Source organism: Massilia agrisoli (assembly GCF_020831365.1).
Taxonomy (GTDB): domain Bacteria; phylum Pseudomonadota; class Gammaproteobacteria; order Burkholderiales; family Burkholderiaceae_D; genus Telluria_A; species Telluria_A agrisoli.
Genome location: NZ_JAJHPV010000013.1, coordinates 1034496 through 1049236, shown reverse-complemented (window position 1 = coordinate 1049236; position 14741 = coordinate 1034496). Strand labels below are relative to the sequence as shown.

Below are 14741 nucleotides of genomic sequence, written 5' to 3'. Positions count from 1 at the left end.
CACGCATGGGTGCCCGCCTTCGCGGGCACGACGGTGATGATCTTAAGCGATCGGCATACCGATTGCAGCCGCGGCAGTGGAATAAAAAAGGCGATGTCCCGTTAAAGTGCGCCTTGTCGTTCCCGCGAAAGCGGGAATCTATTCCCCGTCAGCTTAGCGGCCCCAGCCGCTGCCCGGTTGGTCGTCGCACGCATGGGTGCCCGCCTTCGCGGGCACGACGGTGGTGATCTTAAGCGATCGGCATACCGATTGCAGCCGCGGCAGTGGAATAAAAAAGGCGATGTCCCGTTAAAGTGCGCCTTGTCGTTCCCGCGAAAGCGGGAATCTATTCCCCGTCAGCTTAGCGGCCCCAGCCGCTGCCCGGTCGGTCGTCGCACGCATGGGTGCCCGCCTTCGCGGGCACGACGGTGATGATCTTAAGCGATCGGCATACCGATTGCGGCCGCGGCAGTGGAATAAAAAAGGCGATGTCCCGTTAAAGTGCGCCTTGTCGTTCCCGCGAAAGCGGGAATCTATTCCCCGTCAGCTTAGCGGCCCCAGCCGCTGCCCGGTTGGTCGTCGCACGCATGGGTGCCCGCCTTCGCGGGCTCGACGGTGGTGGTGATGACGTCTTCACGGTGGCATCGCCCCCAGCGCACAGCTACCAGCGGCAGCAAGCTACACCGCCGCAGGCCTGCCGCCCCCTTCCCCGAGCCGCGCCCACGCGCGCACGCGCCACGCCAGCGCAAGCATCAGCGTGCCGGTGACAAGCGCATACAGGCTGATCATCCACACGATGGCCAACCCGCCGATGCCGACCGGGAACAGGAACACGATCACCCCGAACACAATCGACGCTACGCCGCTGGCAATCAGCAGCCACTCGCCCTCGATCTGCTTGCGCATGCGCACCGCGACGACAATATCGAGCACGCCAGTCACCAAAGCATTCGCGCCGATCAGCAGGATCAGCACCAGCAGCGTCAGCGCCGGATGCAGGGCCGCGACTGTACCGGCCCCGACGCTGACGAGGCCAAGCAGGAGCAGCACCCACCACTGCTCATCCGTTTTCCGGTTGCGCGCCGCGCCAAAGATCCAGATCGCGCCCGACAGCAGCGCGAAGGCGGTAAACAGGGCGACCAGCCAGCCCAGCGTCACCACCGGAAACAGGATCGCGAGCACGCCGAAGGCAATCGCGATCACGCCGCGCAGGGCCAGCATCCACCACGAGCGCATCAGGGTCTCGTTCATTGGGTCCTCCTTCAAATGATGGGTTTTGACCGCGCCAGCCCGCGCTTGACCCGGTCAATCCGGCCTTCCCTGCTCCCGGTCAAAGGCCCTGCCGATGCTGGCGATTTAAAGCGGCCCGGTTCGCTTGAATTTTGCCGCGCGCGGCCTATAAATTGAGTAGGAGCGTGGACTTCCTTGCCCACGCATTTTCATCAACTGACTAGTTACCCGGGAGTTGAACAATGAACCTCATCCGTCGTCCATCATCATTGGCAACCTATCGCCCGCGCGCGCTCGACGACCCGTTTGGCCGCATGGTCGAGAGCATGGTAGAAGACATGTTCGCGCCGTTCACAACGGGGCAGCAACTGTCCCAGTGGGCGGGCGAAGGCGTTGCCACCCCGCGCATCAACGTGCGCGAAACCGAAAAGTCCTTCGAGATCGAAGCTGAAATGCCCGGCGTGAAAAAAGAGGACGTCAAGGTATCCGTTGAAAACCAGCGCGTCACCATCGAAGCGGAAAGCAAGCGCGACACCGAACAACGCGAGGGCGAGAACGTCGTCTATTCCGAGCATAGCGCGCGCAGGTACATGCGTTCCTTCAGCCTGCCCACCGACGTCGACGAGGCAGCCGCCCAGGCCCACCTGGAAAACGGCATGCTCACCCTGTCCCTGCCGAAGAAGCAGGCCGGGGCCGCTACCCGGCTGACGGTGCAGTAAACGGCGACCGCGGCGCATGCGCAGGCAGGACCTCCTGCTTGCGCAGTGCCGTGGCGTCTTTGCGGGCGGCAGCTGCGCCGCCCGCAGGGGGAATGCGATGCACAGCACCTACGAATTCAAGGATCGTACCCATGCGGGAAAGATGCTGGCCAAGGCCCTGTCGGTGTACGCGCATGATCCGCGCGCGATCGTGCTGGCCCTGCCGCGCGGCGGGGTGCCGGTCGGCTTTGCGGTGGCCCGCCAGCTCGGCCTGGCGCTCGACATCCTGATCGTCCGCAAGCTGGGCATGCCGGGGCACGAGGAATTCGCCATCGGCGCAATCGGCGCGGGCGGCGTGCGCGTCCTGCAGGAAGACGTGGTCGATGAGTATGGCGTGCCGGCTCCCGCGATAGCAGCCATCAGCGCGCGCGAACTGAAGGAGATCGAGCGGCGCGAGCGCCAGTACCGGGGCGCGCGCGCACCATTGCAACTGCGCGGCCGCATTGCCCTGCTGGTCGACGACGGCCTGGCCACGGGTTCAACCATGCGCGCTGCAATCGAGATCGCGCATAAACTTGGTGCAGCACGCGTAGTCGTCGCCGTACCCGTCGGTGCGCCGGACACTTGCAACGCCCTGGAACGCGAAGTGGATGAGCTGGTCTGCCTGAGCAGGCCGCCTTTCTTCTCAGCAGTCAGCCAGTGGTACCGCGACTTCGGCCAGACCAGCGACGAGGAGGTCCAGGACCTGTTGGCTCTTGCCTGGCGAGAACACCCGGACACGGCTGCGCCGGCATCCATGAATAACCCATAACAGGAGAACAGCATGAGGCAACTGACTGACCAGAACATCGAGTGGGGCAAGTGGCTGGGCAGCGCCGCCGTGGGCGCATTGGTGATGTACATGCTCGACCCGGACCGCGGCGCACCGCGCCGTGCACAATCCGGCGAGAAACTTCGCGAACTGGGCAAGCAGACCGGCGACGCTTTCGAGCGCGTGGTGCGCAGCATCGGGGAAGGCCCGAGCTACGACAGCAGCCGCAGCTATGCATCGGACCTGGCCCAGCGTACCGCCGAGACCGGCCACCAGATGGCCGACCGCGCCGCCGACGCCCTGCACTCCGCCGAATCGGCGCTACGCGATTCGATGTACCGCGCCAGCGACGCGGCCAGCCACGCGATCGAACCGCTGCTGGAGGCCACCCGTGGCCCCTGGTCGACCAGCACCCGCAGCGCCGCGGTCCTGGGCGGCGGCGCGCTGGGCCTGTATGCGCTGGCCTCGCGCTCTCCCATGGCGATCCTGGCCGGCTTGGCCGGCCTCACGCTGCTGACCCGGGGCGCCAGCAACCGCCCGCTGGCCCAGCTTGTCGGCGGACGCCACCGGATGGTCGACGTCACGCGCACGATCCACATCGACGCCTCGCCCGACAAGGTGTACGAGCTGTGGAGCAACTACGAGAACTTCCCGCACTTCATGTCCAACGTCGTGGAAGTGCGCGACCTCGGCAACCGCCGCTCGCACTGGGTGGTGCGGGGCCCGGCCGGCACCGAATTCCGCTTCAACTCGGTGCTGACCGAACAGTCGCGCCCGCGCCGGCTGGCCTGGCGCAGCGAACCGGGCGCGGAAATCGAGCAATCCGGCTCGGTCGAGTTCCAGCCCTCGCGCGGCGGTACCCGCGTGACGGTGCGCATGTCCTACGTGCCGCCTGCCGGCGCCATCGGCCATGGCCTTGCGGCCATGATCGGCAGCGATCCCGAGCGCCGCATGGAAGAAGACCTGGCGCGCATGAAAGCCGTGATCGAGCGCGGCGCCATCCCGTCCGGTGCGGCGCGCGAAGGCAGCTCGCACGGCAGGTTCCTGCACTAGGAACCAGCCATGTTGCACCGGGCATCTTCCCTGGCTGCAGCGATCGCAAAAGCCGCCCACCCGCTCACCGGCGGGGCGGGCGACTACACGCCGCTGCTCGACATGGTGGGCGACGCCAACTACGTGCTGATCGGCGAAGCGACCCACGGCACCCATGAGTTCTACGAGGAACGGGCGCGCATCACCCAGCGCCTGATCCTCGAACAAGGCTTCAACGCCGTTGCCGTCGAGGCCGACTGGCCCGACGCCTACCGGGTCAACCGCTTTGTCCGCGACCAGGGCGACGACACCGACGCGGTGCAGGCGCTGCTGGGGTTCCAGCGCTTTCCCAGCTGGATGTGGCGCAATACCGACGTCGTCAATTTCGTGACCTGGCTGCGTTCATATAATGACGGGCTCGAACCGGACGACAAGGTGGGATTCTACGGCCTGGACCTGTACAGCCTGTTCACCTCCATGGATGAGGTGCTGCGCTACCTTGAACAGGTCGACCCTGCAGGCGCGGCGGCGGCCAAGGCGCGCTATGCCTGCTTCGACCACTACCAGGATGACAGCGAACGCTATGCTTACGCCGCGGGCATCGGCGTGTCCGAATCGTGCGAGAGCGCCGTGATCGCCCAGCTCCAGGCGCTGCAGCAGCGCGCGCTCGAATACATGCAGCGCGACACGGCCAATGCGCACGACGCATACTTCTACGCGCAACAGAACGCCCGGCTGGTGATCAACGCCGAGGCTTACTACCGCACCATGTTCCGCGGGCGCGTGTCCTCATGGAACCTGCGCGACCAGCACATGGCCGACACGCTCGATGCGCTGGTCCAGCATGTCGGGGCGCGGACCGGAACCCAGGCAAAGGTCGTGGTGTGGGAACACAACTCGCATATCGGCGACGCCCGCGCTACCGAAGTTGGGCGGCTTGGCGAATGGAATGTGGGCCAGCTGGCGCGTGAACGCTACGGCGACCAGACGCGGCTGGTCGGATTCTCGACCTACGACGGCACGGTGACCGCGGCATCCGAATGGGGCGGGCGCGCCGAGCGCAAGCAGGTCAGGCCGGCGCTTGCGGAGAGTTATGAGTCCCTGTTCCACGAGGTGGGCATGGAGCGCTTTTTGCTGGACCTTCGCAAGGAGGGCGAGGTGCGCAATGCTCTGATGGACCGCAGGCTGCAAAGGGCCATCGGCGTGCTTTACCTGCCGCAAACCGAGCGGCAGAGCCATTATTTCCATGCGCAACTGCCCCAGCAGTTCGATGCGATGATTCATGTCGACCGGACCTCGGCCGTGGTGCCGCTTGAGGAGGTCAGCAAGCCGACCGGCGGCGAGGCGCCTGAGACCTTCCCGGCCGGGGTTTGAGCGGGGGCGGGAGCGTTGCGCGGCGGCCGCGCTCCAGTGGCGGAGCACGGCGGATGCGGCCTTCGGCCTTATCCGCCCTACCGATGGTGGCGGGCCAGTTTCACGCATTCGGTGGATGTCGCCCTTCGGGTTCTTCCACCCTGCCGGGCCGGTTTTCGGTTTTACGCGACCATCGAGCGGGGCTTGCCGAGCGAGGCGACCAGGGTGGCGACGTCCTCGTCGACAATGAAGGCTGCCGACGAGTGGCCGGCCAGCAGCTTTTCGGGCGCCATCGAGCGCGCGATCGCGTAGCCTTGCACGTAGTCGACGCCGATGTCGGCCAGCGTCTGCACCGTGGCGCTGTCTTCCGCCCATTCCGCGATCGTCTTCATGCCAAGATTGACCGCCAGGTTGACGATCGCTTCGACGATCGCCACATTGGCCGGGTGCTCGTTGATGTTGACGATGAAGTTGCCGTCGATTTTCAGCACGTCGGCCGGCAGTTCCTTCAGGTACGAGAACGAGGTGTAGCCCGCGCCGAAGTCGTCCAGCGCCACCTTGACGCCGAAATTGCGGACCTGGTCGATGAAGCGGCGGGTGTTGTCGAGATCATGCAGGGCGACGCTTTCCGTGATCTCCATGCACAGCTTGTTGGCCACGTGGACATAGCGCGCCAGGATTTCGAACGTGTCCTGCACAAAGCTTTCGTCGTTCAGCGACGCGCCGCTCAGGTTCATGCAGACGAACTGGGTGTTCGTCAGCGATTGCGCGTTCTGCGCAATCCAGGCCAGCGTCGTGGCCAGCACCCAGCGGTCGATCACCCCGGCGCGGCCGCTTTTCTCGGCCGCCGAAATGACCGGGCCGGCCGGCATGACCTTGCCGCTGGCGTCGCGCATGCGCAGCAGCACTTCGAAGTTCAGCGAGGCAGTCGGCGTCTTCAGCGACATGATCGGCTGCATTTCGAGGAACATCCCGTCGGTCGCGTTCGGCGCAGCCAGGCGCGCCACCAGGTTCAGCTCGGCCTCGCGCTCATGGAAGGCCGAGGCATTGCGTTCATACACCACCAGGCCATCGGAATGGCCGCCCTTCGCTTCGCGGCAGGCGCGGTCGGCGGTCGAGATGGCGTCCTTCATCGGCATGCCGCGGCTCACTTCGATCAGGCCGATCGAGCCGCGCACGTGGAAGGCCTTGTCGCCGACCCGGTACGGTGTGGCGCTGATGCGGTCGACAATGCCGCGGCAGATCAGCGACGCCAGCGGGATCGTGGTGTCCGGCATGACGATCACAAACTCGTCGCCGCCCACCCGGCCGACCTGCTGGCCGCCCGCCAGCATCATCGAAATGCGTTGGCACACTTGCTTGAGCACTTCGTCGCCGGCGCTGTGGCCGAACAGGTCATTGATCAGCTTGAAGCGGTCGAGGTCGAGGTAGGCCAGGGCCAGCGGCTTGCCGCCGGCCAGCTGCACGGCGGCCGTGTCGAACATGCGCTCGATGCCGCGGCGGTTGAACACTTTGGTCAGCGGGTCGTTATTGGCCATGAACTGCAGCTGCTCGGTCGCCTTGGCCTGCTCGGTAATATCTTGCAGCACGCCTTCGATGCGGCTGCGCGCCAGGGTCGCGCGCACCAGGAAGCGGCGTGTCCCGTCGCGGTTCTGGATCTCCAGCTCGGCGTCGGCGGCGCTGTGCACCTGGTCGTGCAACTGGCGCCATACCTCTTCGGCAAAGAATTGTTTCCAGCGGGTGCGGCCCGGGACCACGTCCATCTCCAGCATCTTGTTGACTGCCGGATTGGCGCTGAGGAACTGGCCATACACGTCGAGCGTGAACAGACCGACCGGCATCGCTTCGTACGCGTGCTGCAATTCGGCCTGGGCGGCAATGCGTTTTTCCGTCTCCAGGCGCATTTGTTCGGCCACGGCCAGCGCCGCCAGCAGGCTGGACGCCAGCGCGGCGGTGACGCTGTTGACCACGCCCAGCACTTCGCGCATGCCCAGCGCAGCCGAGATCAGCTCGGCGAAGCCGGACAGGAAGGTCACCGCGAACGAGGCGGCGAACCAGAACGCCACCCGGGTGTGCGACTGGAGAATGATGCTGACCAGCCCCATCGTCATCCACAGCAGGCCAAAGCCGGTCACTGCCCACATCAGCGGCAGGAACATGCTGTACGGCATAACGAATGCGGCGATCAGCAGCGGCACGCTCATCCATTCCATTACCTGCAGCGGGCCGACAAACCGCGAGCGCGCAAGATCCTTGCGGAACAAAGTCTGGTACAAGGTCAGCGTGGCGACGGCATACAGCGCAATCGATACCGACCGGCTCAGCAACAGCCATTCAGCCGGCACGACCTGTCCCAGCCATTGAGTATCCCAGCCGGCCGACAGCGCGCCGACGCGCAGGTTCATGATCAGCCAGCCGGCGAACAGCACATACAGGCCCTGGCGGTTGATCAGCGCGGTGGTGAGCACGAACAAGGTCAGCACGATCATGCCGCCGTCGAGCAGGCCCGACTTGCGGTGATACTGCTCGACAGAACGGCTTAACTGGTCCGCGGGCCATTGCAGCACGGTCAGGCGGGCCGGGCCGACAAAGCTGCCGCGGCACAGGATCTGGGAAGGTGTATTGTCGAGCGCGAGGGCGAATCCGGATTTCACCGGCGACATCGCGCCGTCGGAACGGCTGCGGGTCGACTGGCCGAGCGGGCTCAGCGAAACCGCGTCCCAGCAAGCGAGGTCGATCGAATGGCGCGAGGGGAATTCTACGACCGGCACGTCGCCGTCGGCCGCCAGCGTGTCAAAACTGAACCAGCGCGGCTTTTCCGACAGCTTGGTGTCGCTGAAGGTGACCAGGGGTTTGTCCTTGAGCGCGGCGACGGCCTGGGCCGGGGTCAGCGGCGCGGCCGTCTCGGGCAGCACGCGCATGTGGAGTACCTTGTCGTCGCGCACGGTGTAGTGGCTGTCCCACGAAAACAGGGCAACCAGCGACAACAGCACTATCCCCAACGGCACCACATATAAGGACATGGCGCGCAGCGCCCATTCGAGCGACCGCTGGGCGCGCCTCGGAATGATGCTGCGTAGAGAGAATGACGGCATTGACATGTACTTTTATCCAACTGCAGGTTAACCGCCGCCATTCTAAACGGGGCACGGGTAATATTCCTACAAGGATACATGTTCAATCATGTACCGTCATGCAAATCTTTACGCAAAGATACTATCGGTTACCGCATGAGCTGAAGGCGCCGTAACTAACGGTCCCGACATGCGTTGGTACTGCGGGGCGGCAGGCGCGCCGATGTCGATGTCGGCATGGCGGGTGTGGCGGAAAAAGCCCAGCAGCGGGTGCTTGGCCGCGGTCCAGCGTTCTTCGCCGGTTTCGATTTCAAACGCCATCACGCGGTGCGGCATATTGCCCACATGGCGCAGCGGGATCAGTTCACGGTTCGGAAACACGTCCGAAAACAACAGCTGTTCGTACTGGCGGTCGATCGGCGTACGGCCGGTCACCACCGCCCACTCCACCTTGTTCTGTTCGCAATATTCGAAGCAGGCCTTGATCAGCGCCACTTTCACCAGGCGGCCGATGCGGCCTTCGTCGATGCCCAGGCGGGTGACTTCCGCCAGCCGGCGGGTCATCAGCCACAAGGGCAGCTCGACCGACTCTTCGACATGCAGTGGCTGGTGGAAGTTGGTCTGGATGCGCGCGCTGCCGATTGGCGAGCCGTCGAGCTTCGATTCGGCCAGCAGCACCACCGAGTCGCTGTCGAAGTCGCACTCTTCCGGCTCGGCCAGGCTGAGGGCAAACTCGGGAAGATGGCGGGCGTAGGCCGCGTGACGGATCTTGACCGCCTTCATCAGGTCTTCCTCGGTCTGTACACGCTTGATGGTGAACGGCAGGCGCTCGCTTTTCATCGCCACCGGAGCTTCGACAGCAAAGCCCAATGGGCGGGAAGAAACGGTTGGGGTGTGCTCCATGGCGATGCTCCTAATAATTCATAAATGGGAAAGGCGTTTATGAATTATCAAGCCTTGCGATGATTTCTAAACTACAAGAAGACAGGCTTTTCCCCTTCTGTTTATCGAACGTCTACTCATTTTGCAATGTTGCATTAAGGAATCAATAAAATCTGCAAGGAAATGCACTGCAAGTTGCCTACATGCTAAGGAAAATAATCAGCGCGAGGTACAACAGGAACACGGTCGCCGCCACGGTTTGCAGCACCACGGTACGCCACAGCGTGCTGCCCCATGTCAGGCCATAGGCGGCGCGCAACTGCAAGAACATGTGGACCGGCGGCACCGTGAACAGCATAAACGCCACCACGCCCGGCAAGCCCGCGAACTTGAGCACGAACAGCACCGCGAACAATAGCGACATGAATGACAGCGAGTACAGTGAAAACACGGCGTGGTCATACATCGTGAGGCCCGGCTTCCAGAAAAACATCAGCCACAGGAAAGGCAGCGAGATCGGCACCAGCAGGAAAGAGAACTTGTAGGCTGTATTCTTCAGCTTGTAGATGGTCAGTTCCGGGTTTTTGGTCGCGTGCTCGACGGCGGTATCGATAAAATCGATGTCGCTCTTGAAATCGATCGACGGGCCGGTGGCGCCAGCGCGTGTGTGCGCGCTGAGCTCCTGCGTGTCTTTGGCCAGCCCTACCGCGTTCGCAGCCATCGCCAGGGCGGCGAGGTCGTCGCGCGCCTCCTCGATGTCCGCTTCCGGGCCGCTCGTGTCGGAGCCGGCGCGCTTTGCCGCAGCCAGCGCCGCTTCCGCCTTCGCCAACGCGGCCCGCGCCTTGGCCGTATCTGCCGTCACTTCAGCACGTGCCTGCTCCACATTCTCATTGTTGCCGATGTTGACATTGCCTTTGCCGAAGTAGGAGCCAATGAAGAACAGGAAGAAGATCATGAAGAGGAACAGGGCGAGCGGCGATACGAAGCGGGTGCGCTGGCCGTCGATGTAACGCCGGGTCAGTTCGCCCGGTTTGGCCACCAGCAGCGGCAAGGTGCGCCACGCCTTGGCGTCGAAATGAAGGACGCCGTGCAGGACTTCTTCCCCCAGGTGCGCGAGTGAACGGTGCAGGTGGCTGCGCTGGCCGCAGGCATGGCAGAAACTGCCTACCAGCGGCGCCGCGCAATTGGCGCATGCGGCCCCGTGGTTTGCCGGCGCGGCCGCTGCGGCGCCGTGGTCGATCTCGTGTGCTGCCAGCCCGGCCGTTACCATGGCGCCGGCCGTTTCGATGTCTGCATTCATACTGGTCCCAGGTGGAAGGGCTCTAGCCCGTTTTTTTTAGGCTGAGATAGTAGCATTTCCACCCTGCCGGATAAACGGCTTTCAGGCCCCTACCCCGCCTGCATGAACTCGGCCACCCTGGCCTCGGCCAGCAGTGTCTTAATTTCTGGCACGCAGGAGCCGCAGTTGCCGCCCGCCTTCAGGCAGGCCGTCACCTCGCTCACTTCCGTCAGCTTGCGTGCGCGGATCGCCGCGCACAAGGTGTTGAGGCCGACACCGAAGCAGGCGCACACCGTGGGCCCCGCATCGGCCGATTTACCCAGCCAGCCGCCGGCCAGCAGGCCGGCGCGCTCATCGGATGCGATCGTGTCGAGGTCGAACAGGCCCGACAGCCATGCGCGCGATGGCAGGTCCGGCCGCTTTGACACGAACACGCACTGTTCGATCCGGTCGTCCACCAGGTGGACCGCGCGGTACACGCCGCCGGCATTGTCCTCGTACTCCAGCCAGTCCTCGCCCTCGCCGACGCCGAGCAACGCGCGCGCCCAGTCGCCGCGCGCGGCCGCCGCGTTGCGGCCCGCCAGTTCGTAGCGCGCAAACCCGCTGCCCTGCACCCGCGTCCAGTGCGCGATGCCATCGAGCGCAAGCGCGCGGCGCGTCAGCACAAAGCCGTGCCATGAGACCCCGAAGTGCTCTACCCGCACCGGCGTGTGCTTGAACTCCGGCTCGCCCGATACCGGATCGACCGCCGGGCTGACCAGGGCTCCGACCCGCGCGTCCGACGCGGTCTGCCCGTTCCAGTGGATCGGCACGAACACCGATCCGCGCGTGATGCCCCCACCATGCTGCACGCGCGCGACCAGCGAGCCCCAGGCGCTTGTCACGCGCGCCAGTTCGCCTTCGCGCACCCCATACAGCAGCGCGTCGTGCGGATGCAGGTCGACGAAGGCTTCGGCTACGTGGCCGGCCAGCCGCGGCGCCTTGCCGGTGCGCGTCATCGTATGCCACTGGTCGCGTACGCGCCCGGTATTCAAGGCCAGCGGATACTCGGCGCTGGCTGCGTGCACGGGCGCGCGCGGCGCCGTCGGCACAAACCTGCCGCCGCATTCGATGCGCCTGGTTCCCTCGGCCGCGCCAGTGGGGCCGCGCCGCACCGGCCACTGCACGGGTTCAAGCGTGTCGTACCCGTGCGCACCGAGGCCGGCAAGGCCATCGAGGTCGAACATGCGCCTGACGCAGCCCTCCCCCGTTCCGTTGCGCCAGCTGGACAGGCGCGCATGCTCGTCGAATATCTCGTGCGCCGCGCCAAAGCCGAAGCCATCGAAGCCCATGCGCTGTGCGACCTGGCAGATGATCTTCCAGTCCGCCCTCGCCTCGCCGGGCGCCGGCAAGAATGCGCGCTGGCGCGAGATGCAGCGCTCCGAATTGGTCACGGTGCCGTCCTTCTCGCCCCAGCCGAGCGCCGGCAGCAGTACATCGGCGAACGCGGTCGTGTCGGTGCTGGCCATGATGTCCGAGACCACCACCAGCGCGCACTTTTCCAGCGCACGCTGGACCTGGTTCGCGTCCGGCAGGCTGACCATCGGATTGGTCCCGATAATCCACACCGCCTTGACCTTGCCCTGTTCGACCGCGTGGAACAGGTCGACCGCTTTCAGGCCCGGCTTGTCGGCGATGCGCGGCGAATTCCAGAAGCGTTGCACCAGCTCGCGGTGCTCCTGGTTGTCGAGCTCCATGTGCGCCGCCAGCATATTGGCCAGTCCGCCCACTTCGCGCCCGCCCATCGCATTGGGCTGGCCAGTCAGCGAAAACGGTCCCATGCCAGGCTTGCCGATGCGGCCCGTGGCGAGGTGGCAGTTGATGATGCTGTTCACCTTGTCGGTGCCGGCCGACGACTGGTTGACGCCCTGCGAATAGGCGGTGACAACTTTGCCGGTGGCCGCGAACGCGCGGTAAAAGGCCAGCAGCTTGGCCGGCTCGACGCGGCAAACGCGCGCCACCTCCATCGGGTCGGCGCAATCGATGTTGGCGACCGCGAGCGCGGCGGCCATGCCGGTGGTACGGCTCCCGACATAGGCCGCGTCCATCGCGCCTTCGCGGGCGAGGTAGCTGAGCAGTCCGTTGAACAGCCACACGTCGGTGCCAGGCCTGACCGGCAGGTGCAGGTCAGCCAGCTCGCAGGTGGCGGTGCGGCGCGGGTCGACCACCACCACCATCACTTCCGGCCGGCGTTCCTTCAGCCTGGCGATACGCTGGAACAGCACCGGATGGCACCATGCCGCGTTCGAACCGGCCAGCACCACCATGTCGGCCATGTCGAAGTCCTCATAGCAGCCCGGCACCACGTCGGCGCCGAAGGCGCGCTTGTGGCCGGCCACCGACGACGACATGCACAGGCGCGAATTGGTGTCGATGTTGGCGGTCCCGATATACCCCTTCACCAGCTTGTTGGCCACGTAGTAGTCTTCGGTCAGCAGCTGGCCGGACACGTACAGCGCCACCGCGCCCGGCCCGTGCTCGGCGATGATCTCGCCAAAGCCCCGCGCGACCCGTTCCAGCGCCTCGTCCCACGATGCCTGGCGCATGCCGCCGTCGCCGCGCAGTTGCGGATGCAGCAATCGCCCCCGGAGGTCCAGCGTGTCGCCAAGCGCCGAGCCCTTGACGCACAGCTTGCCTTTATTGGCGGGATGCGAAGGATCGCCGTCGATGAGGATGCCGCCGTCGGCCTGCGGTGTCGCCTGCACGCCGCAGCCGACGCCGCAGTAGGCGCAGGTGGTGCGCACCGCAAGGGGAATGGGAGAAATCTTCATCGCTTTTCCTGGTTATGCGGTTTGCGCGCACATCGCCTCGCCAAACAGCAGGCGGCTGCGGATAGGGCCGATATCGGCGTTTGCGCGGATCAGGTCGAAATACCAAGGCCCGTCCTGCACGTCGCCGTACAGCACCGCGCCGCTCAGGCGGTTGCCGGCCAGGACCAGGCGCTTGTAGACGCCGCGGCGCGGGTCGCGCAGCACCAGGTCCTCGCTGCCCTCGCCGCCGACAAAGTCGCCCGCCGAATACAATTCGACCCCGGTCACCTTCAGGCGCGTCGCGGTAGCCTCCTGCACGTAGCGGCGGTGCCCGGCCCCGGCCAGGTGGGCGGCGCATACTTTGGCCTGTTCCCAGATCGGCGCCACCAGCCCGAAGGTAGCGCTGCGGTGCTGGACGCACTCGCCGACGGCGTACACGCGCGGGTCGTACGTCTGCAAGGTATCGTCCACCACGATGGCGCGGTCGCAATGCAGCCCGCTGTCGCGCGCCAGCGCGATATTCGGGCGCACGCCGGCCGCCATTACCACCAGGTCCGCGGGGATCTCGCTGCCGTCCCGGAAGCGCACGCCGGCGACCCGGCCGTTGCCGGTGATTTCAGCGGTATGCGCGTCGAGCATGAAGCACAGGCCCTTGTCTTCCAGCGCGCCCTTGAGCAGCAGCGAGGCGTGCTTGTCTAGCTGCTGGTTCATCAGGCTGTCGGTGACGTGCACTACCGTGACGTCCATCCCGCGCCGTTTCAGTCCGTTGGCCGCTTCCAGCCCGAGCAAGCCGCCGCCGATGACCACCGCATGGCGCCCGATGGCGGCTGCCTGCAGCATGGTGTCGACGTCTTCCAGGTCGCGGAAGCCCACCACGCCTGGCAGCTCGTGCCCCGGCACAGGCACGATGAACGGGCGCGAGCCGGTCGCCAGCAGCAGGCGGTCGTAACGCACTTCGCGGCCGGACTGCGAGTGCACGGTGCGGCGGATGCGGTCGATCCGCACCACCGGGTCGCCGGCGTGCAGCGTGATCCCGTTCGCGTCGTACCACTCGCGCGGATGCAGCACGATGTCCTCTGCGTTCTTTTCGCCGGCCAGCACAGGCGACAGCAGGATGCGGTTGTAGTTCACATGCGGCTCGGCGCCGAGCACGGTGATGTCGTACAGGTCCGGGGCGAGCTTCTGCAGTTCTTCGACCGTCCGCATGCCGGCCATGCCATTGCCGATAACGACCAGCGATGGCTTTGCCGCGCGCGCGTTCATGCGCCTACCCACACCGTTCCCGATTCGATGCGCGCCTGGTAGCGCGGCACCGAATGCTCCGGCGCTTCAAGGCACTCGCCCGTCTCCAGGTCGAAGTGGTGCTTGTAGATGGGCGAAGCGACAACGACCCGTTCGCCCACGCTGCCGACCAGCCCGCGCGCCAGCACGGCCGCGCCGCTGTTCGGGTCGAAGTTACCGATTGCGAACACCCGCTGCTCGCCGGACGCGACGCGGAACACGGCGACCTGCTCGCCGTTGACCAGCGCGCACACGCCGGTGTCCGGCACGATGTCGTCGACGGGGCAGATGGCGGTCCAGTTCTGTAGTTGGATATCACGGTGCATGGCATTC

General features: G+C 65.4%; 11 protein-coding genes. 4 read left to right on the top strand and 7 right to left on the bottom strand.

Annotated features, from left to right (window positions below):
* Nucleotides 1-657: 657 nt before the first annotated feature.
* Complete coding sequence (locus tag LMJ30_RS13855; protein WP_229432904.1) at nucleotides 658-1230, bottom strand: HdeD family acid-resistance protein; 573 nt, start codon at nucleotides 1228-1230, stop codon at nucleotides 658-660.
* A 221-nt stretch (nucleotides 1231-1451) separates the two neighbouring features.
* On the opposite strand from LMJ30_RS13855, the gene LMJ30_RS13850 reads away from it, so the two are divergent.
* From LMJ30_RS13850 to LMJ30_RS13835, 4 genes are all read left to right on the top strand, one after another.
* Nucleotides 1452-1928 (top strand): Hsp20/alpha crystallin family protein, encoded by a 477-nt coding sequence (locus LMJ30_RS13850; RefSeq protein WP_229432903.1) that lies wholly within the window; start codon nucleotides 1452-1454, stop codon nucleotides 1926-1928.
* A gap of 97 nt (nucleotides 1929-2025) precedes the next feature.
* Nucleotides 2026-2718, top strand: coding sequence for a phosphoribosyltransferase (locus tag LMJ30_RS13845; RefSeq protein ID WP_229432902.1), 693 nt, complete (start codon nucleotides 2026-2028; stop codon nucleotides 2716-2718).
* A gap of 12 nt (nucleotides 2719-2730) precedes the next feature.
* Complete coding sequence (locus LMJ30_RS13840) at nucleotides 2731-3771, top strand: SRPBCC family protein (RefSeq protein ID WP_229432901.1); 1041 nt, start codon at nucleotides 2731-2733, stop codon at nucleotides 3769-3771.
* 9 nt (nucleotides 3772-3780) lie between these two features.
* Nucleotides 3781-5124: an erythromycin esterase family protein gene (locus LMJ30_RS13835; RefSeq protein ID WP_229432900.1), complete on the top strand. Its 1344-nt coding sequence runs from the start codon at nucleotides 3781-3783 to the stop codon at nucleotides 5122-5124.
* 161 nt (nucleotides 5125-5285) lie between these two features.
* On the opposite strand, the gene LMJ30_RS13830 is transcribed toward LMJ30_RS13835, so the two are convergent.
* From LMJ30_RS13830 to nirD, 6 genes are all read right to left on the bottom strand, one after another.
* Nucleotides 5286-8204 (bottom strand): putative bifunctional diguanylate cyclase/phosphodiesterase, encoded by a 2919-nt coding sequence (locus LMJ30_RS13830; protein ID WP_229432899.1) that lies wholly within the window; start codon nucleotides 8202-8204, stop codon nucleotides 5286-5288.
* A gap of 102 nt (nucleotides 8205-8306) precedes the next feature.
* Complete coding sequence (locus tag LMJ30_RS13825; protein ID WP_229432898.1) at nucleotides 8307-9080, bottom strand: hypothetical protein; 774 nt, start codon at nucleotides 9078-9080, stop codon at nucleotides 8307-8309.
* 178 nt (nucleotides 9081-9258) lie between these two features.
* On the bottom strand, nucleotides 9259-10359 hold the full coding sequence (locus LMJ30_RS13820; protein ID WP_229432897.1) for a DUF3667 domain-containing protein: 1101 nt from the start codon (nucleotides 10357-10359) through the stop codon (nucleotides 9259-9261).
* Nucleotides 10360-10448: 89 nt separating this feature from the next.
* Complete coding sequence (locus LMJ30_RS13815) at nucleotides 10449-13148, bottom strand: nitrate reductase (protein WP_229432896.1); 2700 nt, start codon at nucleotides 13146-13148, stop codon at nucleotides 10449-10451.
* A 12-nt stretch (nucleotides 13149-13160) separates the two neighbouring features.
* Nucleotides 13161-14390: an NAD(P)/FAD-dependent oxidoreductase gene (locus LMJ30_RS13810; protein WP_229432895.1), complete on the bottom strand. Its 1230-nt coding sequence runs from the start codon at nucleotides 14388-14390 to the stop codon at nucleotides 13161-13163.
* Nucleotides 14387-14734 (bottom strand): nitrite reductase small subunit NirD, encoded by a 348-nt coding sequence (gene nirD, locus LMJ30_RS13805; RefSeq protein WP_229432894.1) that lies wholly within the window; start codon nucleotides 14732-14734, stop codon nucleotides 14387-14389. Before nirD ends, LMJ30_RS13810 begins: the two co-directional genes overlap by 4 nt.
* Nucleotides 14735-14741 lie beyond the last annotated feature (7 nt).

Coding starts and splice junctions, on each gene's coding strand:
- LMJ30_RS13855 (WP_229432904.1), bottom strand. CDS start 1,230: ATGAACGAGACCCTGATGCGCTCGTGGTGGATGCTGGCCCTGCGCGGC.
- LMJ30_RS13850 (WP_229432903.1), top strand. CDS start 1,452: ATGAACCTCATCCGTCGTCCATCATCATTGGCAACCTATCGCCCGCGC.
- LMJ30_RS13845 (WP_229432902.1), top strand. CDS start 2,026: ATGCACAGCACCTACGAATTCAAGGATCGTACCCATGCGGGAAAGATG.
- LMJ30_RS13840 (WP_229432901.1), top strand. CDS start 2,731: ATGAGGCAACTGACTGACCAGAACATCGAGTGGGGCAAGTGGCTGGGC.
- LMJ30_RS13835 (WP_229432900.1), top strand. CDS start 3,781: ATGTTGCACCGGGCATCTTCCCTGGCTGCAGCGATCGCAAAAGCCGCC.
- LMJ30_RS13830 (WP_229432899.1), bottom strand. CDS start 8,204: ATGTCAATGCCGTCATTCTCTCTACGCAGCATCATTCCGAGGCGCGCC.
- LMJ30_RS13825 (WP_229432898.1), bottom strand. CDS start 9,080: ATGGAGCACACCCCAACCGTTTCTTCCCGCCCATTGGGCTTTGCTGTC.
- LMJ30_RS13820 (WP_229432897.1), bottom strand. CDS start 10,359: ATGAATGCAGACATCGAAACGGCCGGCGCCATGGTAACGGCCGGGCTG.
- LMJ30_RS13815 (WP_229432896.1), bottom strand. CDS start 13,148: ATGAAGATTTCTCCCATTCCCCTTGCGGTGCGCACCACCTGCGCCTAC.
- LMJ30_RS13810 (WP_229432895.1), bottom strand. CDS start 14,390: ATGAACGCGCGCGCGGCAAAGCCATCGCTGGTCGTTATCGGCAATGGC.
- nirD (WP_229432894.1), bottom strand. CDS start 14,734: ATGCACCGTGATATCCAACTACAGAACTGGACCGCCATCTGCCCCGTC.